This is a genomic window from Streptomyces sp. NPDC058579 (assembly GCF_042718575.1).
Classification (GTDB): domain Bacteria; phylum Actinomycetota; class Actinomycetes; order Streptomycetales; family Streptomycetaceae; genus Streptomyces.
Genome location: NZ_JBHXPI010000001.1, coordinates 385,922 through 406,869, shown reverse-complemented (window position 1 = coordinate 406,869; position 20,948 = coordinate 385,922). Strand labels below are relative to the sequence as shown.

The following is a 20,948-nucleotide window of genomic DNA, read 5'->3' as shown; positions in this document are numbered from 1 at the left end:
TGACAAGATCGGCCCCGCCTGCGAGCAGACGGGGCCGACACTGCGAGAGGGATCAGGCAGGGAGTACGACGACGAAGCGCTGCGGCTCCTCGCCCTCGGACTCGCTGCGCAGACCGGCGGCGGCGACCGCGTCGTGCACGACCTTGCGCTCGAACGGCGTCATCGGGTCCAGCTTGACCGGGGCCCCGGTCGACTTCACCTCGGACGCGGCCTTGGCGCCGATCTCGGCGAGCTCGGCGCGCTTCTGGGCGCGGAACCCGGCGATGTCGAGCATCAGGCGGCTGCGGTCACCGGTCTCCCGGTGCACGGCCAGCCGGGTCAGCTCCTGGAGCGCCTCCAGCACCTCGCCGTCGCGGCCGACGAGCTTCTGCAGATCACGGCCGCTCGAGTCGCTGACGATCGAGACAGCTGCCCGGTCCGCCTCGACGTCCATGTCGATGTCGCCGTCCAGGTCGGCGATGTCGAGCAGACCCTCGAGGTAGTCGGCCGCGATCTCACCCTCCTGCTCCAGGCGGGTCAGGGTGTCGCCACCCTCGGCGGCGGAGATGGTGTCTTCCGTCACGGATGGACTCCTTCTACTTCTTGGACGACGGGTGCTTCGGGCGCTGCTGGCCCTTGCGCTGACCGGACTTGGCCTGACGGGAACTCCCGGAGTTGGCCCGGCTCGGGCGCCCGGGCTTGTCGCCCTGCTCCGAGTCCTTGGTCACGTCCTGGGACGCGTCCTTGACCTCATCCTGCGGCTTCTTCTCCAGCGAAGGCTTGGGCTTCTCGTCCGACGCCTCGGACTCAGCGGTGTCCTCGGCGTCCTTGGCCGTGGCGTGCTGGGCCGCGGCCTGCCGCTTCGCCTTGGTCTGACGCTTGGGCTGCTGACGCTTGGCCGCCGTACCGCCCTCCGCCTCGGCGGCGACGGTGTCGCTCTTGATCACGGTGCCGTCGGCCTGGGCGGCGAAGCCGGCCTTGGCCAGACCGGAGAAGAAGCGGCGCTCGTTCTCATTGCGATCCGCGCCCTTGGCGACGATGGCCTTGACCACGTTCTTCCGGCGACGACCGCGAACCTCACCGTGCGACCCGACGCTCTTCAGCAGGCGCTGCAGGTAGGAGTCCTGGGCCTTGCTGCCCGGGGTGGGGTTCTGGTTGATCACGTACATCTGCTGGCCCATGGTCCACACGTTGGTGGTCAGCCAGTAGACGAGGACACCGACGGGGAAGTTGATGCCCATGACGGCGAAGATCAGCGGGAAGATGTACATGAGCATCTTCTGCTGCTGCATGTACGGCGTCTTCACCGAGAGGTCGACGTTCTTCATCATCAGCTGACGCTGCGTGTAGAACTGCGAGGCCGACATCATGACGATCATGATCGCGGTGACGATACGGACCGAGGTCAGCGAGGCGTCGAGAGCGGCGACTTCGGCGGCGCTGTCCGTGAAGGTGGACGCCAGCGGGGCGCCGAAGATGTGCGCCTGCCGCGCGCTGTCGAGCAGCGACTGGTTGATGACACCGATGGTCTTGCCCTCGGCGATGTGCGAGAGCACCGCGTACAGAGCGAAGAAGAACGGCGACTGCGCCAGGATGGGAAGGCACGAGGAGAGCGGGTTGGTACCCGTCTCCTTGTACAGCTTCATCATCTCTTCGGACTGACGCTGCTTGTCGCTCTTGTAGCGCTCCTGGATCGCCTTCATCTTCGGCTGGAGCGCCTGCATGTTCCGCGTCGACTTGATCTGCTTCACGAAGAGCGGGATCAGACAGATACGGATCAGCACCACGAGGGACACGATCGACAGGCCCCAGGCCCAGCCCGTGTCAGGACCGAAGATCGCCCCGTACAGCTTGTGGAACTGGACGATCACCCATGAGACAGGGGTGGTGATGAAGCTGAAAAAATTGGCAATCGTGTCCACTAATCAGGCTCCTTGAGCATTGGGCGGGGTCTCTGCGGCCGGGCTCGTCTCGGCGGGGGACCCGCCCTTGTCTCCACGCAGTGCGTTCCGCAGCAGTTCGTGCCAGCGCGGACGCTTGCGCGGGGGTACGTGGTCCACGCCGCCGGGCGACCACGGGTTGCACCGCAGAATGCGCCAGGCGGTCAGGGCAGTGCCCTTGATCGCGCCATGCCGGTCGATGGCCGTGAATCCATAGTGGGAACACGACGGGTAGTACCGGCAGACGGGCCCGAGAAGCGGGCTGATCGTCCACTGGTACAGCTTGATGAGAGCCAGCAGCGGGTACTTCATCGCGCGCCCCCTCCCAGGAGCCGCTGAAGAGCGGCGTCAAGGTCTCGGGCCAGCTGTGCGTGATCGGCGTCACCGGCTCCGGGCAACGCCCGTACGACCACCAGGCTACCGGGGGGCAGCTCGGACAGTCGTTCGCGGACGAGATGGCGCAGGCGTCGCCTCACCTGGTTGCGTACGACAGCACCGCCCACGGCCTTGCTCACGACGAAACCCGCACGTGCCTGGGAAGCGCTCTCCCCAGGCGCGTGCGGGTTCGTTGCACCGCTGTGCAGGTGGACGACGAGGAGCGGGCGACCGGCCCGGCGCCCTCGGCGTACCGCGGTTGCGAAGTCCTCGCGCCGCCTCAGCCGATTCTCGGTAGGCAGCACGTCATGACCCGTTTAAGCGGATCAGGCGGACAGGCTCGAGCGACCCTTGGAACGGCGGTTCGCCAGGATGGCGCGACCGGCGCGCGTACGCATCCGCAGGCGGAAGCCGTGGGTCTTGGCGCGACGACGGTTGTTCGGCTGGAAGGTGCGCTTGCTCACTCGGGGGCTCCAGAAATGATTCGTTGATGGCGGGACATCGCCTGGCTGTCACCGTGCGCCCACGAGTAGCTCGCAATACGCCCGAGTGCACCGCTTCACGATCACAGACCGTGATCTTTGCCCATCGGAGGCAGGCGGCAGCAGCCATCGACAACTCGACCACGTTACGGTACGCGCGGCTACGCCATCCGGTCAAACCGGCCGATCACCGGGGTCCATTGTGCACAGGCTGTGGACAACGACTTGAACGAGGTCAGCCGCCGCGACTACCGTGGCTGGACTCCTAAAACTTTTTCCGTTCTGTCCTTACCTGTCCAGAAGGACTTCGACCCACCGTCCCGAGAACCACACATTCGTGGGACCTGCGAGGAAGCGTGCCCTGTGGCTGACGTACCTGCCGATCTTGCCGCAGTGTGGCCACGCGTGCTCGAGCAACTCCTCGGCGAAGGCCAGCAGGGCATCGAGCCCAAGGACAAGCAGTGGATCGAGCGCTGCCAGCCTCTCGCACTGGTGGCCGACACCGCACTGCTCGCCGTCCCCAACGAATGGGGCAAGCGAGTCCTCGAAGGACGCCTGGCTCCGCTCATCAGCGAGACCCTCAGCCGTGAGTGCGGCCGCCCGATCCGGATCGCGATCACGGTCGACGACTCGGTCGGCGAGCCGACCCCGCTCGCGCCCCCGGTCCAGCAGCAGCCGCGCTACGACGAGCGGCCGCCGACGGACTCGTACGACAAGTACGACGGCTACGGGCACCGCCCCATGCCGGACGACGGGCTGCCCACCGCCCGCCCGGCCTACCCGGACTACCAGCAGCAGCGCCCCGACCCGGGCGCCTGGCCGCGCACCCAGGACGACCTCTCCTGGCAGCAGCAGCGCCTCGGCGGCTACCAGGAGCGCGACCCGTACACCGGCCCGCGCCCGCAGCAGCCGCAGCAGCCCCGCTACGACGAGCGGCCGTCCGCCTACGACCAGCCGCAGCGGCCCGAACGGGCCGAGCTGCCCGACACACCGCGGCCGGGTACCGGCCACGGGCCGCGCCCGGGTGGCCCCGGTGGGCATGGTGGCCCCGGCGGGCATGGCGGTCCGATGGCCGGCCACACGGGCGGCGGCACCGGCTCGGCCCCCGGTCAGGGCTCCGGCTCCGGCGCGCCCGGCGAGCAGCACGCGCGGCTGAACCCGAAGTACCTCTTCGACACCTTCGTCATCGGTTCCTCGAACCGCTTCGCGCACGCCGCCGCGGTCGCGGTGGCCGAGGCGCCGGCGAAGGCCTACAACCCGCTCTTCATCTACGGGGAGTCGGGCCTCGGCAAGACCCACCTGCTGCACGCCATCGGGCACTACGCGCGGAGCCTCTACCCCGGCACGCGCGTGCGGTACGTGAGCTCGGAGGAGTTCACCAACGAGTTCATCAACTCGATCCGCGACGGCAAGGGCGACACCTTCCGCAAGCGCTACCGCGACGTGGACATCCTGCTCGTCGACGACATCCAGTTCCTCGCGAGCAAGGAGTCGACGCAGGAGGAGTTCTTCCACACCTTCAACACGCTCCACAACGCGAACAAGCAGATCGTGCTCTCCTCGGACCGGCCGCCCAAGCAGCTGATGACCCTGGAGGACCGGCTCCGCAACCGCTTCGAGTGGGGCCTGACGACCGATGTGCAGCCGCCCGAGCTGGAGACGCGGATCGCGATCCTCCGTAAGAAGGCGGTGCAGGAGCAGCTCAACGCCCCGCCGGAGGTGCTGGAGTTCATCGCCTCCCGGATCTCGAGGAACATCCGCGAGCTGGAGGGCGCGCTGATCCGGGTGACGGCCTTCGCGAGCCTCAACCGGCAGCCGGTGGACCTCGGGCTCACCGAGATCGTGCTCAAGGACCTGATCCCCGGCGGCGAGGACTCGGCGCCCGAGATCACGGCCGGCGCGATCATGGCGGCCACGGCCGACTACTTCGGTCTCACGGTCGAAGACCTGTGCGGATCCTCGCGCAGCCGCGTCCTGGTGACGGCCCGGCAGATCGCCATGTACCTGTGCCGCGAGCTGACCGACCTGTCCCTGCCGAAGATCGGCGCGCAGTTCGGCGGCCGCGACCACACGACCGTGATGCACGCGGACCGGAAGATCCGCGCGCTGATGGCCGAGCGCCGCTCCATCTACAACCAGGTCACCGAGCTCACCAACCGCATCAAGAACGGCTGAGAGAGACGCTCCGCAGCCTCGAAGGGCGCCCCGGGAACGCTTCCCGGGGCGCCCTTCGGCGTCTCCGGGGACGGTCCGGCCCCTCGTCCACACGCCTGTGCAAGGCCGGGCTGTTCGATTCCGTCGTAGCGGTGGCGCGTTCTCCACAGATTGCGGGATGATCTTCCATCCACAGGGTGGGGACTCAGGAGTTATCCGGATCGCGTCCACAGGCACGTCGGCCGACTGGACAACAGACCAGGTCAGAAGGCTGTGGATTTGTTGGCAACCTTGATCCACAGCTTGTGGATGAATTTTTCGTCCACAGGGCCTCTCGTCGGTTGTCCACGGGCAACCCACAGGGTCAGGTCCATTGCCCACAGGTTCTCCACACCGCTGTCCACTGTTCGGCAACGAAACGCCCGACGTCACCGCGTCGAGTGAAAGCCGTCACATCAAGGGGGACGGTTGGGCTGTGGGGAACGTGGGTAAAGCTGGGGACAGCGCTGGGGAGAAGTCCCCGTGGCCTGTGTACCGGGTGTGCAGAACTTTTGGGTGTCCACAGAAGACCCCGGTTTTCCACCGGCTCCACCCACAGGGGCAGTGGACAAAAAACCGCAGCTGACCTGCGAAGACGACGTTATCCACGGTTTCCACAGGACCTACTACTACTGCCCCCTAGAGTTAGCCCGGAATCCGCTTCGAAGTGGGTCCTGTGCACAACTCGGCGCCGGAGCCTCCTCGACCTCTTGTCGCGACTTGACCCCGAGCCGCACCGAGTGTCGGCGGCGTACGTCAGACTGGGTCCCGCAGTCGACGAAGAGCCAGCAACAGCAGGAGGCGGTTCCGGTGAAGATCCGGGTGGAGCGCGATGTACTCGCGGAGGCGGTGGCCTGGGTGGCCCGCAGCCTTCCGGCCCGTCCGCCGGCGCCGGTGCTCGCGGGCCTTCTGCTGAAGGCCGAGGACGGCGCGCTGAGCTTCTCGAGCTTCGACTACGAGGTCTCGGCCCGTGTCTCCGTCGAGGCCGAGGTCGAGGAGGACGGCACCGTCCTGGTCTCCGGCCGACTGCTCGCCGACATCTGCCGCGCCCTGCCCAACCGTCCCGTCGAGATCTCCACAGACGGTGTACGGGCGACCGTGGTCTGCGGCTCCTCCCGCTTCACCCTCCACACCCTGCCTGTGGAGGAGTACCCGGCCCTGCCGGAGATGCCCACCGCGACCGGCACCGTGCCCGGCGAGGTCTTCGCCTCCGCCGCCGCGCAGGTCGCCATCGCCGCCGGCCGCGACGACACGCTGCCCGTGCTCACCGGTGTGCGCATCGAGATCGAGGGCGACACGGTCACCCTGGCCTCCACCGACCGCTACCGCTTCGCGGTCCGCGAGTTCCTGTGGAAGCCGGAGTCCCCCGACGCCTCCGCGGTCGCCCTGGTGCCCGCGAAGACCCTCCTGGACACCGCCAAGGCGCTCACCAGCGGCGACACCGTCACCCTGGCGCTCTCTGGCTCCGGCAAGGGCGAGGGCCTGATCGGCTTCGAGGGTGCCGGCCGCCGCACCACGACCCGGCTGCTCGAAGGCGACCTGCCGAAGTACCGGACGCTCTTCCCCACCGAGTTCAACTCGATCGCGGTGATCGAGACCGCGCCGTTCGTCGAGGCCGTCAAGCGTGTGGCCCTGGTGGCCGAGCGCAACACCCCGGTCCGCCTCAGCTTCGAGCAGGGCGTGCTGATCCTGGAGGCCGGCTCCAGCGACGACGCACAGGCTGTGGAGCGCGTGGACGCGCAGCTCGACGGCGACGACATCTCGATCGCCTTCAACCCGACCTTCCTGCTGGACGGTCTGAGCGCGATCGACTCCCCGGTCGCCCAGCTCTCCTTCACCACCTCCACCAAGCCCGCGCTGCTGAGCGGCAAGCCGGCCGTGGACGCGGAGGCGGACGAGGCGTACAAGTACCTGATCATGCCGGTGCGGCTCAGCGGCTGACACCTGCGGTTCTGCCGGTGCGGCTCTCCGGATGACCCTTGGGGACGGCTGTCGACTGAGCGGCTGACCCCACAGGTGTGCACCCGGGTCCGGGCGTAGGCTCGGATCCGGGTAAACCGCACACGACGCTTAAGGAATCTCTGATGGAGCTCGGTCTCGTCGGTCTCGGCAAGATGGGCGGCAACATGCGTGAGCGCATCCGCCGCGCAAGTCACACCGTCATCGGATACGACCGCAACCCGGACCTCGCCGATGTCCACAGCCTCGAAGAGCTTGTGGGCAAGCTGAAGGGTCCGCGCGTCGTGTGGGTCATGGTCCCGGCCGGTGCCGCGACCCAGTCCACCGTCGACGAGCTGGCGAACCTGCTCTCCCCCGGCGACATCGTCGTGGACGGCGGAAACTCCCGCTGGACCGACGACGAGAAGCACGCCGAGGAGCTCGCCGCCAAGGGCATCGGGTTCGTCGACTGCGGCGTCTCCGGCGGTGTGTGGGGCCTGGAGAACGGCTACGCGCTGATGTACGGCGGCTCCGCCGAGGACGTGGCGAAGGTCCAGCCGATCTTCGACGCGCTGAAGCCCGAGGGCGAGTTCGGCTCGGTCCACGCGGGCAAGGTCGGCGCCGGCCACTTCGCGAAGATGGTCCACAACGGCATCGAGTACGCGATGATGCAGGCGTACGCCGAGGGCTGGGAGCTCCTGGAGAAGGTCGACTCCGTCACCGACGTGCGCGAGGTCTTCCGCTCCTGGCAGGAGGGCACGGTCATCCGTTCCTGGCTGCTCGACCTCGCGGTCAACGCGCTGGACGAGGACGAGCACCTGGACCAGCTCCGGGGCTTCGCGCAGGACTCCGGCGAGGGCCGCTGGACGGTGGAGGCCGCGATCGACAACGCGGTGCCGCTGCCCGCGATCACCGCGTCGCTGTTCGCGCGGTTCGCGTCCCGTCAGGACGACTCCCCGCAGATGAAGATGATCGCCGCGCTGCGCAACCAGTTCGGTGGCCACGCGGTCGAGTCCAAGAAGTAATCCACAGGCTGTGCACCCCTCGGTGCACAGCAGCCGGGGGAAGGTCGGCGCACACCATGCATGTCACGCATCTGTCGCTGGCCGACTTCCGCTCCTACGCCCGGGTCGAGGTCCCGCTCGATCCGGGCGTCACCGCTTTCGTGGGCGCCAACGGCCAGGGCAAGACCAACCTGGTCGAGGCCGTCGGCTATCTCGCCACCCTCGGCAGCCACCGCGTCGCCTCCGACGCGCCGCTCGTACGGATGGGGGCGGACCGGGCGATCATCCGCGCCGCGGTCACCCAGGGCGAGCGCTCCCAGCTGGTCGAGCTGGAGCTGAACCCGGGGCGCGCGAACCGCGCCCGTATCAACAGGTCCTCGCAGGTCAGACCGCGTGACGTCCTGGGGATCGTACGGACCGTGCTCTTCGCGCCGGAGGACCTGGCCCTGGTGAAGGGCGATCCCGGCGAGCGCCGGCGCTTCCTCGACGAGCTGATCACGGCGCGCGCGCCGCGCATGGCGGGCGTGCGCTCCGACTACGAGCGGGTGCTCAAGCAGCGCAACACCCTGCTGAAGTCCGCGGCCATGGCGCGCCGGCACGGCGGCCGTGGCATGGACCTGTCGACGCTCGACGTGTGGGACCAGCATCTGGCGCGGGCCGGCGCCGAGCTGCTCGCGCAGCGGCTGGATCTGATCGGTGTCCTGCAGCCGCTCGCCGACAAGGCGTACGAGCAGCTGGCACCGGGCGGCGGACCGATTCTGCTGGAGTACCGGCCGTCCGCGCCGGGCCCCGGGCAGACCCGCGAGGAGCTCTACGAGCAGGTGATCGCCGCGCTCGCGGAGGTCCGCAAGCAGGAGATCGAGCGCGGGGTGACGCTGGTCGGGCCGCACCGGGACGAGCTGCTGCTCAAGCTGGGCGACCTGCCGGCGAAGGGGTACGCGAGCCACGGGGAGTCCTGGTCGTTCGCGCTGGCGCTGCGGCTCGCCTCGTACGACCTGCTGCGGGCGGAGGGCAACGAGCCGGTCCTGGTCCTCGACGACGTCTTCGCCGAGCTGGACGCGCGGCGCAGGGAGCGGCTGGCCGAGCTGGTGGCCCCGGGCGAGCAGGTGCTGGTCACGGCGGCGGTGGACGACGACGTGCCGGGCGTCCTCGCGGGGGTTCGGTACGGGGTCGCGGGGGGTTCGGTGGACAGGCTGTGAGGGTTGTGAGGGCGTGAGGTCGTGAGCGAGAACCAGCTTCCCCAGGGCGGTCAGGACCCCCAGGCCGCCAAGGCGGCCCCCGAGTCCTCGGGTGTCGACCTCGCCCGGGTCGCGCTGCGTGCCGCCAAGGAGCAGGCGAAGGCGCGGGGCGCCGCTGCCCAGCAGAAGAAGCAGGCGCGGCGCGGTGGCGGGCTGCGCTCGGGCGCGCACGCCGACGGGCGGGATCCGGTCGGCCTGGGCGCCGCGATCAACCGGCTCATCACCGAGCGCGGCTGGGAGACGCCGGCGGCGGTGGGCGGCGTCATGGGGCGCTGGCCGCAGATCGTCGGCGAGGACCTGGCGAAGCACTGTGTGCCGCTGCGGTACGACGACGACCCGCAGGAGCGGGTGCTGACCGTTCAGTGCGACTCGACGGCGTGGGCGACGCAGCTGCGGCTGCTGGCGCCGAGGCTGGTGGCGCGGCTGAACGAGGACCTGGGGCACGGGACGGTACGGGTGATCAAGGTCTTGGGGCCGGGGTCGGGGCCGCGCAGGGGGTACGGGCCGTTGCGGGCGCCCGGGTCCGTGGGGCCTGGGGACACGTACGGCTGACGTTGCCTGTGGGCGCGGGTGCCCCGCAGGTGCCCCGTGGTGCGGGCCCTGGCGCGGTGAGCGCGTCCGTGGGCTGTGCCCACCCGTTCCGCCCTGCGGAACGATTGCCCACAGCGGCGCGCATCACCGCCCACAGCGGGTCTCCACGGCCATGTCCACACCCGGTCACCGCTCGAAGCGCTAGGTGGCCGTCAGAGCCCTTTGGAGCCCCTCCCCGGATATGGGGAGTCGTCTCGCTCCCGCGCAGGGCGGCACATGCGGACTCAGGTACCGGCAAACCCCCATTCATGTCGGCGCTACCGGTAGACTGGTGGACAATCCCGCCACCCTGCGGAACAAGTCGAACGACGCAGCCGCTCCCGTATGCCCGGAGAACGGCTTGTGCTGTGCCAGAAAGGGCGCTTCGTGGCCGATTCCGGCAACCCCAACGAGAACACTCCGTCCGCCACCGCTGCGTCGTACGACGCCAGCGCGATCACCGTCCTCGAGGGTCTGGACGCGGTCCGCAAGCGACCCGGCATGTACATCGGCTCGACCGGTGAGCGCGGACTCCACCACCTCGTGCAGGAGGTCGTCGACAACTCCGTCGACGAGGCCCTCGCCGGGCACGCGGACACGATCGACGTCACGATCCTGGCCGACGGCGGCGTGCGCGTCGTCGACAACGGCCGCGGTATCCCGGTCGACATGCACCCTGTGGAGAAGAAGCCGGCCGTCGAGGTCGTGCTGACGGTCCTGCACGCGGGCGGCAAGTTCGGCGGCGGTGGCTACGCCGTGTCCGGCGGTCTCCACGGTGTCGGTGTGTCCGTGGTCAACGCGCTGTCCACCAAGGTCTCCGTGGACATCAAGCGGGACGGCTACCGCTGGACGCAGGACTACAAGCTCGGTGTGCCCACCGCGCCCCTGGCCAAGCACGAGCAGGTCTCGGACTCCGGCACGACCGTGACGTTCTGGGCCGACCCGGACGTCTTCGAGACCACCGAGTACTCCTTCGAGACCCTCGCGCGCCGCTTCCAGGAGATGGCCTTCCTCAACAAGGGCCTCACCCTGAATCTGACGGACGAGCGCGAGTCCGCGAAGGCCACCGTCGGCGCCGACGACCCGGACGCCGAGGCCGCCGAGCCGACCGCGCGCACGGTGACGTACCACTACGAGGGCGGCATCGTCGACTTCGTGAAGTACCTCAACTCGCGCAAGGGCGAGCTGATCCACCCGACCGTCATCGACGTCGAGGCCGAGGACAAGGAGCGCATGCTCTCGGTCGAGATCGCGATGCAGTGGAACTCGCAGTACAGCGAGGGTGTGTACTCCTTCGCCAACACGATCCACACGCATGAGGGCGGTACGCACGAAGAGGGCTTCCGCGCCGCGCTGACGGGCCTCGTGAACCGGTACGCGCGCGAGAAGAAGCTGCTGCGCGAGAAGGACGACAACCTCACGGGTGAGGACATCCGCGAGGGTCTGACGGCGATCATCTCGGTCAAGCTGGGCGAGCCGCAGTTCGAGGGCCAGACGAAGACCAAGCTGGGCAACACGGAGGCCAAGACCTTCGTCCAGAAGATCGTCCACGAGCACCTCAACGACTGGTTCGACCGGAACCCGGTCGAGGCCGCGGACATCATCCGCAAGTCGATCCAGGCGGCCACCGCGCGCGTGGCGGCCCGCAAGGCGCGTGACCTGACGCGTCGCAAGGGCCTGCTGGAGTCGGCGTCCCTTCCGGGCAAGCTGAGCGACTGCCAGTCGAACGACCCCACCAAGTGCGAGATCTTCATCGTCGAGGGTGACTCCGCCGGCGGCTCGGCCAAGTCCGGCCGTAACCCGATGTACCAGGCCATCCTGCCGATCCGCGGCAAGATCCTGAACGTCGAGAAGGCGCGGATCGACAAGATCCTGCAGAACACCGAGGTCCAGGCGCTGATCTCGGCCTTCGGCACCGGAGTCCACGAGGACTTCGACATCGAGAAGCTCCGCTATCACAAGATCATTCTGATGGCGGACGCCGACGTCGACGGCCAGCACATCAACACCCTGCTGCTGACCTTCCTCTTCCGCTTCATGCGTCCGCTGGTCGAGGCCGGTCACGTCTACCTCTCCCGCCCCCCGCTCTACAAGATCAAGTGGGGCCGGGAGGACTTCGAGTACGCGTACTCGGACCGTGAGCGGGACGCGCTCGTCGAGCTGGGCAAGCAGAACGGCAAGCGGATCAGGGAAGACTCGATCCAGCGCTTCAAGGGTCTGGGCGAGATGAACGCCGAGGAGCTGCGCGTCACCACGATGGACCAGGACCACCGTGTCCTCGGCCAGGTGACCCTGGACGACGCGGCCCAGGCGGACGACCTGTTCTCGGTGCTGATGGGTGAGGACGTCGAGGCCCGGCGCTCGTTCATCCAGCGCAACGCCAAGGACGTTCGCTTCCTCGACATCTGAGTCGGTCTCAGCTGACCGTACGAAAGGACTGACGACCAGCAATGGCCGACGAGAACCCCCCTGTGACCACCGAAGAAGAAGAGCCGGTCCTCCGCATCGAGCCCGTCGGGCTCGAGACCGAGATGCAGCGCTCGTACCTCGACTACGCGATGTCCGTCATCGTCTCGCGTGCGCTGCCCGACGTCCGGGACGGCCTCAAGCCGGTCCACCGTCGCGTGCTGTACGCGATGTACGACGGCGGCTACCGGCCCGAGAAGGGCTTCTACAAGTGCGCCCGCGTCGTCGGTGACGTCATGGGTACGTACCACCCGCACGGCGACTCCTCCATCTACGACGCGCTCGTCCGCCTCGCCCAGCCCTGGTCGATGCGGATGCCGCTGGTGGACTCCAACGGCAACTTCGGCTCTCCGGGCAACGACCCGGCCGCCGCCATGCGGTACACCGAGTGCAAGATGATGCCGCTGGCCATGGAGATGCTCCGGGACATCGACGAGGAGACCGTCGACTTCCAGGACAACTACGACGGCCGCAACCAGGAGCCGACGGTCCTGCCGGCGCGCTTCCCGAACCTGCTGGTCAACGGCTCCGCGGGCATCGCGGTCGGCATGGCGACCAACATCCCGCCGCACAACCTGCGCGAGGTCGCGGCCGGCGCCCAGTGGGCGCTCGAGCACCCCGAGGCCACCCACGAGGAGCTCCTCGACGCGCTCATCGAGCGCATCAAGGGCCCGGACTTCCCGACCGGCGCGCTGGTCGTGGGCCGCAAGGGCATCGAGGAGGCGTACCGCACCGGTCGTGGCTCCATCACGATGCGCGCGGTCGTCGAGGTCGAGGAGATCCAGAACCGCCAGTGCCTGGTGGTCACGGAGCTTCCGTACCAGACCAACCCGGACAACCTCGCGCAGAAGATCGCCGACCTGGTCAAGGACGGAAAGGTCGGCGGCATCGCCGACGTCCGCGACGAGACCTCGTCCCGTACCGGCCAGCGCCTCGTCATCGTGCTCAAGCGCGACGCCGTCGCCAAGGTCGTGCTCAACAACCTCTACAAGCACACCGACCTGCAGACGAACTTCGGCGCGAACATGCTGGCGCTCGTCGACGGTGTGCCGCGCACGCTCTCGCTCGACGCGTTCATCCGCCACTGGGTGACGCACCAGATCGAGGTCATCGTGCGCCGGACCCGCTTCCGGCTGCGCAAGGCCGAGGAGCGCGCCCACATCCTGCGCGGTCTGCTCAAGGCGCTGGACGCGATCGACGAGGTCATCGCGCTCATCCGGCGCAGCGACACCGTCGAGGTCGCGCGCGAGGGCCTGATGGGCCTGCTGCAGATCGACGAGATCCAGGCCAACGCCATCCTCGAGATGCAGCTGCGCCGGCTCGCCGCCCTGGAGCGCCAGAAGATCGTCGCCGAGCACGACGAGCTCCAGGTGAAGATCAACGAGTACAACGCGATCCTCGCCTCCGAGGCGCGTCAGCGTCAGATCGTCAGCGAGGAGCTGGCGCTGCTCGTCGAGAAGTTCGGCGACGACCGCCGCTCCAAGCTGGTGCCCTTCGACGGTGACATGTCCATCGAGGACCTGATCGCCGAGGAGGACATCGTCGTCACCATCACGCGTGGCGGCTATGTGAAGCGGACGAAGACCGAGGACTACCGCTCGCAGAAGCGCGGCGGCAAGGGCGTGCGCGGTACGAAGCTGAAGCAGGACGACATCGTCGACCACTTCTTCGTCTCCACGACCCACCACTGGCTGCTCTTCTTCACCAACAAGGGCCGGGTCTACCGGGCGAAGGCCTACGAGCTCCCGGACGCCGGCCGGGACGCGCGCGGCCAGCACGTCGCCAACCTGCTGGCCTTCCAGCCGGACGAGCAGATCGCCGAGATCCTCGCGATCCGCGACTACGAGGCGGCGCCGTACCTGGTGCTCGCCACGAAGGCCGGTCTGGTGAAGAAGACCGCGCTGAAGGACTACGACTCCCCGCGCGCGGGCGGTGTCATCGCGATCAACCTCCGTGAGGCGGAGGACGGCAGCGACGACGAGCTGATCGGCGCCGAGCTGGTCTCGGCGGAGGACGATCTGCTGCTCATCAGCAAGAAGGCGCAGTCGATCCGGTTCACCGCGACCGACGACGCGCTGCGCCCGATGGGACGTGCCACCTCGGGCGTCAAGGGGATGAGTTTCCGCGAGGGCGACGAGCTGCTCTCGATGAATGTCGTCCGGCCCGGTACGTTCGTCTTCACCGCCACCGATGGTGGGTACGCGAAGCGGACCAACGTGGACGAATACCGCGTTCAGGGTCGTGGTGGCCTCGGTATCAAGGCCGCCAAGATCGTGGAGGACCGTGGTTCGCTCGTGGGCGCGCTGGTGGTCGAGGAGACGGATGAGATCCTCGCCATCACGCTGTCCGGCGGTGTGATTCGTACGCGAGTCAACGAAGTCAGGGAGACCGGCCGTGACACCATGGGCGTCCAGCTGATCAACCTGGGCAAGCGGGATGCCGTCGTCGGCATCGCGCGCAACGCCGAGGCGGGCAGCGAGGCCGATGAGGTCGACGAGGTCGATGCCGAGGCCGAGATCGGCGAAGGCGTCGAGGCCGCGACCGCGGCCGAGGCCGAGGCAGCCGAGGGCAATGAGTCCTCGGCCGGGGAGCACGAGGAGTAGAGCGTGAGTGGAGCCACGGGCGCCGGTTCGGCGGCTGCCGGAGCTTCTGCTGGGGCCGGAGCGAACGGTGCCCGTGGCTCCGCCACGGACTCCCAGGGGGTTGCGGTGACGGACACCCGAGGGCCCAAGCCCTCGTACGAGACGTACAACGGGCCGTTGCCCGGCGAGCGCGCGGGCGCGCAGCAGCCGAGCGGGCCGTACCACCCGCCGCAGGCGTACGGCGCTCAGGCGCCGGGCACCGGCGGTGGCGGTACGGCGACGGCCGGCGTGGCAGACGGTGGCACGGGAGGCGGGGTGGCAGGCGGCGTGATCGGCGGCGTGTCGGGCGGTGTGGGCGGTCAGAACACGGGCGCCGTGCGCCGGCCGCGCACGGGGGCGCGTACGACGCCCCGTACGCGCAAGGCGCGGCTGCGGGTGGCCAAGGCCGACCCGTGGTCGGTGATGAAGGTGAGCTTCCTGCTCTCCATCGCGCTCGGCGTCTGCACGGTCGTGGCCGCGTCGGTGCTGTGGATGGTCATGGACGCCATGGGCGTCTTCTCGACCGTCGGCGGCACGATCAGCGAGGCGACGGGCTCGAACGAGTCCAACGGCTTCGACCTGCAGTCGTTCCTGTCGCTGCCGCGCGTGCTGATGTTCACCTCGGTCATCGCCGTGATCGACGTGGTCCTGATGACCGCCCTGGCGACGCTGGGCGCGTTCATCTACAACCTGTCGGCCGGATTCGTGGGCGGTGTCGAGCTCACGCTGGCGGAGGACGAGTGACCGACGAGTGACCTGCGGGGGGCCGGCCGCTGTACCCATCAGGGGCCTCCGGCCCCGGGCGATTTTGGGACTGGCCGCCACGTGCGCTAATCTTCAGGAGTCAGCGCGCGGGACATCCCGCAGAGCGCGGCGGGGCTATAGCTCAGTTGGTTAGAGCGCATCCCTGATAAGGATGAGGCCACAGGTTCAAATCCTGTTAGCCCCACAGTGACGATCGGCCCGGACGGTTCACCCGTTCGGGCCGATTGCTTTTGCCGAGACGTGCCCGGCCGAGGTCACCGATCGGTATCGGTCGGTGTGTAGAGTGGGCGTCAGAAGTCTCCTACGTCAACGAAAGACGAGGTCGCGCGGTGAAGAAGCTTCTCCTGGTCGCACTGGCCGCCATCGGCGGGCTCCTCGTGTACCGCCAGATCCAGGCGGATCGCGCCGAGCAGGATCTGTGGACGGAGGCGACCGACTCCGTGCCCGCGGGTTCGGGTGTCTGAGTCGCACACAGTCTGAGGGTGAAGCCCCGGCCGCGTTCGAGCGGCCGGGGCTTCGCGCTGTTTCGGGCGCTGCCGACAGCGCCGGCGCGCTGTTTCAGGACCGTGACGCCACCTCCCTTGAGTTCACCTGAGCAAATCACTAAGTTGCGAGAGCAAAGTTGAGTGATCGCGGTCAAGGGGGGATGGCGTGAGAGCGCTGAGCGTGCGAGGGACTGTGGCGGTCGGCTGGGTGGTGGGGGCGTTGCTCGCCCTGCTGCTCGCGCCGGCGCCTGGGGCGGCCGCGGCCGACGGGGAGGCGGGCGGGGCCGGGAGCCTCGTGATGGTGCTGGACTCCTCGGGCTCCATGGGCGACGACGACGGCTCCGGACGTACGCGAATGGAGGCGGCCCGCACGGCCGTCGGCACCGTCGTCGACGGCCTCCCCGACGGCCACCCCACCGGCCTGCGGGTCTACGGCGCCGACCGGCCCCGGGGCTGCACGGACACCCGGCTCGTCCGCCCGGTCGCACCGCTGGACCGGGCCGGGCTCAAGGCCGCCGTCGCGGGCCTGAAGCCCACCGGGGACACGCCCATCGGGCTCTCCCTCCAGAAGGCCGCCCAGGACCTGCCCCGGCCCGCCTCCGGCGCCGTAGGGGCCTCCCGCACGATCCTGCTGATCTCCGACGGTGAGGACAACTGCGGCGACCCCGCGCCCTGCACGGTGGCCGCGCAGCTCGCCAAGGTCGGGATCGGGCTGCGGATCGACACCGTCGGCTTCCAGGTGAAGGGCGCGGCGCGCGAGCAGCTGGAGTGCATCGCCGAGGCGGGCAACGGCCGTTACTACGACGCGCCCGACGCCGACGCGCTGGCCCGGCAGCTCCAGCGGGCCGCGCAGTTCTCGGCCGACGGCTACCGGCTGCGCGGCGAGCGCATCACCGGCACGCCGACGAGCGACCGGGCGCCCGCTCTCGTACCGGGGCAGTACCTGGACACCATCGGGCCGGGTGAGAAGCGGTACTACGCGGCCGACCTGGACGACGTGTCCACGGTGGACTTCTCGGCGACGGCCGTGCCGCAGGCGGGCGCGGCGGTGGACACGGTCGACGCGCTGGCCACCAGCCTCGCGTACGCCTCCGTCAGTGGCGAGGGCACCTGCGCGACCAACACCGAGATGTTCCAGCAGAACGAGGGCGCAGTACCGCTGACCTCGGCCGTCGCCCGCGTACCGACCGAGAAGCGGTACTCGACCTGCGACAAGGTGGGTCGCTACTGGTTCGTGGTCGAGCGCCGGAGCAAGTCCGCCTCGGGCGCGGCCCGCTGGCCGCTGGAGCTGGTCCTCGGCGTCGAGGCGCCGCTGCCCGCCGGGACGGTCCCGGCGCAGTCCAGGCCGGACTACGGAAGCGGGGGCGAGGACGCCGTCCTGCCCACCGGCGACCCCCGTGAGGTCAGGGGCGGCACCGGCTTCAACGACGCCCGTGAGCTGGGGCGGGGCGTGTGGCGGGACCGTCTGCTGCCCTCCCAGACGCTCTGGTACAAGGTGCCGGTGGGCTGGGGACAACAGCTCCGTTACGGCGTCGAGTTCGCCAACGAACCGACCGTCGACGGGGCTTCGTCGGTCAACTCGTACGGTGGCACGGAGGTCTACACTCCGGCCCGGCACCCGGTCGGCGGCGGTACGGGCGAGTTCAGCTCCCGGACCACGTACAACGGTCGTCCCGCCGCGCTCGGCATGGGTACGGTGCCGGTCGCCTGGACGAACCGGTACGAGCACCATCCCAACGTCGTTCCCGTGCACACCACGGGCGGCTTCTACATCGCCGTCACCCTGGGCGCGCGGGCGGCGGAGATCGCCGAGAACCCGCGGATCGCGATGGTCCTGCGGATCGCGGTCCTCGGCGCGGAGTTGTCGGGGCCCGAACACGGCGCGGCGCCGGTGGCCGCGGCGGGAAAGCCCGACAAGCGGGGCGAAAGCTCCGCGCACGCAGACAGCGGAGGGACGGGCGGGGCAGGATGGACCGTCACCCGGGCCGCCGCGGCGGGCGGCGCGGCCGTCGTCCTGATCGCGGGGGTCGTGTTCCTCGTCAGGCGCGTACGGGGCGGCGGGAGCGGGACAGCCACGGACACGAGGAGAGGCGCGTGAAGACGCAGCGCGTGGGTACGCAGCGCGTGAGGGTGGGTGCGGGCCGGGGCCTGGTGGGGGCGGTGTGCGCGGCCGTGTTCACGGCGGCGGTGCTGCCCTCGGGCACGGCGTGGGCGGCGGGGGACAGCCCGTACGGCTTCGACGGCGGTGCCCAGCCGATCAAGGGCGCCGCTTCCAGCCTGGACGCACGGCAGTTGAAGGCGGGCCAGAGCTACCAGGACACCATCAAGAAGGACGGCAAGCTCTACTACCGGGTCGACCTCGACGACAAGAAGAACGCGTACGTCTCGGTGGTCGCGGTGCCCAAGCTCGGCGGCAAGGCGGAGTACGGCGACGGGGTCAAGGTGACCCTGCAGGACGGCTCCGGCGCGCAGTGCGGCTACCAGGACTCGTCGTTCGAGTCGGCCGCGTTCCCCAGGCCCATCACCGCGTACGCCCACCGCACGATCGAGGCCGACAGCTCCACCTGCCAGCAGGCGGGCGCCTACTACGTGCTGGTCGAGCGGACCTCGAAGGCCGTCTCCACGCCCGACGACTGGGTACTGGAGATCCGGTACGTCCCCGAGCCGGGCGTGAAGCAGACCGGCCCCACCGAACTGCCCGAGAACTGGCCCTCCTCCACGCCCGCGCCGCCGGCCGGCGGGCCGCAGAAGCGGCAGGGCGGGGCGGGCTTCCACGGCGCCACCTCGCTGCGGCAGGGCGAGTGGCGCGCCGACATCAAGCCCGGGCAGACGCTGTTCTACCGGGTGCCCGTCGACTGGGGGCAGCAGGTCTTCGGCAGCGCGGAGCTGGGCAGCAGCCCGACCGGCGCCACCGGGTACGTCCCCAACGCGCTGGTGCTCTCGCTCGACAACCCGGCGCGCGGCCATGTCGACCAGGACACCGTCAGCTACGACGGCAAGCCGGCGACGGTGGCGCTCGACGCGCACCGGCCGGTCGCCTTCGAGAACCGCTACTCCTCCAACAGCTACACCAACGCCCTGCGCTTCGCGGGCTGGTACTACCTGACGGTCACGCTCTCCCCGGAGATCGTCAAGGAGTACGGGGACAAGCCGGTGCCGCTGACCCTGCGGGTGAACGTCACCGGCACGGCGAAGGCGGGCCCCGCGTACGACGGGGACGCCGGGCCCTTCAAGGTCACCGACGACGACCGGGACGCGGCCGCCAACGGCGCGAGCGGGGCCGAGGCGCAGCGGGACGAGAGCATGGTCCTGGTCGCGGCGGCCGGGCTCGGCGCCGGCACGGTGCTGCTCGTCGGGCTCGGCGTGTGGACCCTCGCCGGGCGGCGCCGGGCGGCGAGGGACGCGGCGGGGCAGGGTGGTCCGCCGGGCGGTCCGCCGCAGTTCGGGCCGCCCCCGGCCTGGTAGGGCGGGCGGGGCGGTCAGGCCTGGGTGAGCGCCCAGATACCGACGGCGAAGCAGATCAGCGCGAGGAACAGCACCGGGACCGCGACCTTCGGGGGCGGTCCCGGTCGCTTTGCCGGGAGACGGACCGGGGCAGGGGCGGAGGACGGCGTCGGGACGGACGGAACCTGGGTGGGAACCTGTCCGGCCTGAGCGGTGTATTGAAGTGTAGAAGCGTGGGGGAACGGCACTGCGGCCGTCGGGGTCTGGACGAAGTCCGGGGCGGCGGCGGGAAGGGGGGAGGCCGCGTGCGCGGAGGACGTGGGGGCCGGCTGTGGGGGCGGCGGGGGCAGATGGAAGCTGCCCGTCTCGGAGGGGCTCGGCAGGGGCGGCTGCGGCTGAGAATGCTGCGCCTGGTCCTGGAGGTGTGGCTGCGGCTGTGGCGGTACGTCCACGGGGGCGGCCGGGGTCTGTGCGGCTTGAGTCTGGGCGGCCGGGGTCTGGGCGGCCTGGGCCTCGGGGCCGTTGGGGGCGAAGCCGGTGGGCAGCGGGCCGATCTGGTCGAAGACCTCGACGGGCTCCTCGTCCGGGCGGGCGTCGGGCAGCATCTCGACGGCCGTGGTCAGCGCCTTGCGCACGCCCGTGGCCGTCTTGAAGCGGGCCTGCGGGTCCGGCTGGAGCAGGCCGGCCAGGACCTGCCACAGCGGCTCGGGGATCCCCTCCGGGGCTCCCGGTGTCCCGTGCGCCATGAAGTACTCGATCAGGGCGCGGGAGTCCGGCTTCTGGCCCTGGAGCAGATAGAGCGCGACCAGGCCGACGGCGAAGAGGTCGGCCGGGAAGTCCGGCTCGGCGCCGAGCATCTGCTCGGGCGCGAAGTAACCGGGCGTCCCCACCACGTAGTTGGTCTCCGTGAGGCGGGGCTCGCCCTTGCGCATCGAGATGCCGAAGTCGGACAGCCGCAGGTGCGGCCGCCCGGTTCCGGTGACGTCGAGCAGGATGTTCGCCGGCTTGATGTCGCGGTGCACGACCCCCTCCGCGTGCACCGCGGCAAGTCCGGCGAGCAGCTGGTCCAGCAGGGTGCAGACGAAGCGCGGCGGCAGCGGGCCGTAGTCGCCGATGACGTGGGCCAGAGACCCGCCGGCCACCAGGTCCATGGTGAACAGCACCTTGTCGTCGTCGGCGGCCCAGCTGGCCGGGGCGAGGACATGGGGGTGGTCGATCCGGAGCGCCTGCTCGCGGACGAAGCGGAGCAGCGTGTGGGCGTCGCTCTGCTGGAGCACCTTGGCCGCCACATAGCGGCGGCGCCGGTGGTCCCATGCCCGCCAGACCGCTCCGACACCACCCCGTCCGATCGGGTCGACCAGTTCGTACCGACCAGCGAAGACCTCACCCATTGCGCTGCGCCCGCTCCCCGTCGTGCCTCGTCGGCCCGGTATCAGCTGCCGGACCGG

At 69.7% G+C, this 20,948-nt stretch carries 17 protein-coding genes and 1 tRNA gene; 12 read left to right on the top strand and 6 right to left on the bottom strand.

The genetic code is table 11. The features are described 5' to 3' along the window. Positions 1 to 52 precede the first annotated feature (52 nt). The 5 genes from ACFWRO_RS01925 to rpmH are packed head-to-tail and all read right to left on the bottom strand — an operon-like array spanning position 53 to position 2,758. Positions 53 to 562 (bottom strand): protein jag, encoded by a 510-nt coding sequence (locus ACFWRO_RS01925; protein WP_384503362.1) that lies wholly within the window; start codon positions 560 to 562, stop codon positions 53 to 55. Positions 563 to 575: 13 nt separating this feature from the next. After that, entirely contained in the window at positions 576 to 1,901 is a 1,326-nt protein-coding gene (gene yidC, locus ACFWRO_RS01920) for a membrane protein insertase YidC (RefSeq protein WP_384503360.1), read from the bottom strand. Positions 1,902 to 1,904: 3 nt separating this feature from the next. Further along, positions 1,905 to 2,231 carry a membrane protein insertion efficiency factor YidD gene (yidD, locus tag ACFWRO_RS01915; protein ID WP_315893804.1) on the bottom strand — a complete coding sequence of 109 codons (327 nt, stop codon included), beginning with the start codon at positions 2,229 to 2,231 and terminating at the stop codon, positions 1,905 to 1,907. Continuing rightward, positions 2,228 to 2,599 (bottom strand): ribonuclease P protein component, encoded by a 372-nt coding sequence (rnpA, locus tag ACFWRO_RS01910; RefSeq protein ID WP_384503358.1) that lies wholly within the window; start codon positions 2,597 to 2,599, stop codon positions 2,228 to 2,230. The genes yidD and rnpA overlap by 4 nt, the downstream gene beginning before the upstream one ends. A 21-nt stretch (positions 2,600 to 2,620) precedes the next feature. After that, positions 2,621 to 2,758 carry a 50S ribosomal protein L34 gene (rpmH, locus tag ACFWRO_RS01905; RefSeq protein ID WP_060891143.1) on the bottom strand — a complete coding sequence of 46 codons (138 nt, stop codon included), beginning with the start codon at positions 2,756 to 2,758 and terminating at the stop codon, positions 2,621 to 2,623. A gap of 381 nt (positions 2,759 to 3,139) precedes the next feature. On the opposite strand from rpmH, the gene dnaA reads away from it, so the two are divergent. From dnaA to ACFWRO_RS01845, 12 genes are all read left to right on the top strand, one after another. Further along, positions 3,140 to 4,951, top strand: coding sequence for a chromosomal replication initiator protein DnaA (gene dnaA / locus ACFWRO_RS01900; RefSeq protein WP_384503356.1), 1,812 nt, complete (start codon positions 3,140 to 3,142; stop codon positions 4,949 to 4,951). Positions 4,952 to 5,779: 828 nt separating this feature from the next. Then, a complete protein-coding gene (gene dnaN / locus ACFWRO_RS01895) occupies positions 5,780 to 6,910 on the top strand; it encodes a DNA polymerase III subunit beta (RefSeq protein ID WP_362527142.1) in 1,131 nt (376 codons plus the stop codon). Positions 6,911 to 7,053: 143 nt separating this feature from the next. Then, entirely contained in the window at positions 7,054 to 7,932 is an 879-nt protein-coding gene (gene gnd, locus ACFWRO_RS01890) for a phosphogluconate dehydrogenase (NAD(+)-dependent, decarboxylating) (protein WP_384503353.1), read from the top strand. A 56-nt stretch (positions 7,933 to 7,988) separates the two neighbouring features. Continuing rightward, on the top strand, positions 7,989 to 9,110 hold the full coding sequence (gene recF, locus ACFWRO_RS01885; protein WP_384503351.1) for a DNA replication/repair protein RecF: 1,122 nt from the start codon (positions 7,989 to 7,991) through the stop codon (positions 9,108 to 9,110). A 21-nt stretch (positions 9,111 to 9,131) separates the two neighbouring features. After that, positions 9,132 to 9,701: a DUF721 domain-containing protein gene (locus ACFWRO_RS01880; RefSeq protein WP_384503349.1), complete on the top strand. Its 570-nt coding sequence runs from the start codon at positions 9,132 to 9,134 to the stop codon at positions 9,699 to 9,701. A gap of 381 nt (positions 9,702 to 10,082) precedes the next feature. Further along, the gene (gene gyrB / locus ACFWRO_RS01875; protein WP_384503347.1) at positions 10,083 to 12,128 is read left to right on the top strand and encodes a DNA topoisomerase (ATP-hydrolyzing) subunit B; all 2,046 of its coding nucleotides are present in this window, start codon (positions 10,083 to 10,085) and stop codon (positions 12,126 to 12,128) included. 41 nt (positions 12,129 to 12,169) lie between these two features. Next, positions 12,170 to 14,788 (top strand): DNA gyrase subunit A, encoded by a 2,619-nt coding sequence (gyrA, locus tag ACFWRO_RS01870; protein ID WP_384503345.1) that lies wholly within the window; start codon positions 12,170 to 12,172, stop codon positions 14,786 to 14,788. A 105-nt stretch (positions 14,789 to 14,893) separates the two neighbouring features. Then, positions 14,894 to 15,550, top strand: coding sequence for a DUF3566 domain-containing protein (locus ACFWRO_RS01865; protein WP_384503343.1), 657 nt, complete (start codon positions 14,894 to 14,896; stop codon positions 15,548 to 15,550). Positions 15,551 to 15,681: 131 nt separating this feature from the next. After that, positions 15,682 to 15,755 (top strand) — tRNA-Ile (locus ACFWRO_RS01860). 145 nt (positions 15,756 to 15,900) lie between these two features. Continuing rightward, on the top strand, positions 15,901 to 16,035 hold the full coding sequence (locus tag ACFWRO_RS01855; RefSeq protein WP_003958712.1) for a DLW-39 family protein: 135 nt from the start codon (positions 15,901 to 15,903) through the stop codon (positions 16,033 to 16,035). Positions 16,036 to 16,222: 187 nt separating this feature from the next. After that, positions 16,223 to 18,154, top strand: a complete 1,932-nt coding sequence (locus tag ACFWRO_RS01850; RefSeq protein ID WP_384503341.1) for a VWA domain-containing protein — start codon at positions 16,223 to 16,225, stop codon at positions 18,152 to 18,154. Further along, complete coding sequence (locus ACFWRO_RS01845; protein WP_384503339.1) at positions 18,151 to 19,521, top strand: hypothetical protein; 1,371 nt, start codon at positions 18,151 to 18,153, stop codon at positions 19,519 to 19,521. Before ACFWRO_RS01850 ends, ACFWRO_RS01845 begins: the two co-directional genes overlap by 4 nt. A gap of 14 nt (positions 19,522 to 19,535) precedes the next feature. Here ACFWRO_RS01845 and ACFWRO_RS01840 read toward each other — a convergent pair whose 3' ends face one another. Further along, positions 19,536 to 20,891 (bottom strand): serine/threonine-protein kinase, encoded by a 1,356-nt coding sequence (locus ACFWRO_RS01840; protein ID WP_384503337.1) that lies wholly within the window; start codon positions 20,889 to 20,891, stop codon positions 19,536 to 19,538. Positions 20,892 to 20,948: the final 57 nt, after the last annotated feature.

Excerpts from the sequence above, each read along its gene's own strand:
- recF (WP_384503351.1), top strand. The coding sequence starts at position 7,989 with ATGCATGTCACGCATCTGTCGCTGGCCGACTTCCGCTCCTACGCCCGG.
- ACFWRO_RS01840 (WP_384503337.1), bottom strand. The coding sequence starts at position 20,891 with ATGGGTGAGGTCTTCGCTGGTCGGTACGAACTGGTCGACCCGATCGGA.
- gyrA (WP_384503345.1), top strand. The coding sequence starts at position 12,170 with ATGGCCGACGAGAACCCCCCTGTGACCACCGAAGAAGAAGAGCCGGTC.
- yidD (WP_315893804.1), bottom strand. The coding sequence starts at position 2,231 with ATGAAGTACCCGCTGCTGGCTCTCATCAAGCTGTACCAGTGGACGATC.
- gnd (WP_384503353.1), top strand. The coding sequence starts at position 7,054 with ATGGAGCTCGGTCTCGTCGGTCTCGGCAAGATGGGCGGCAACATGCGT.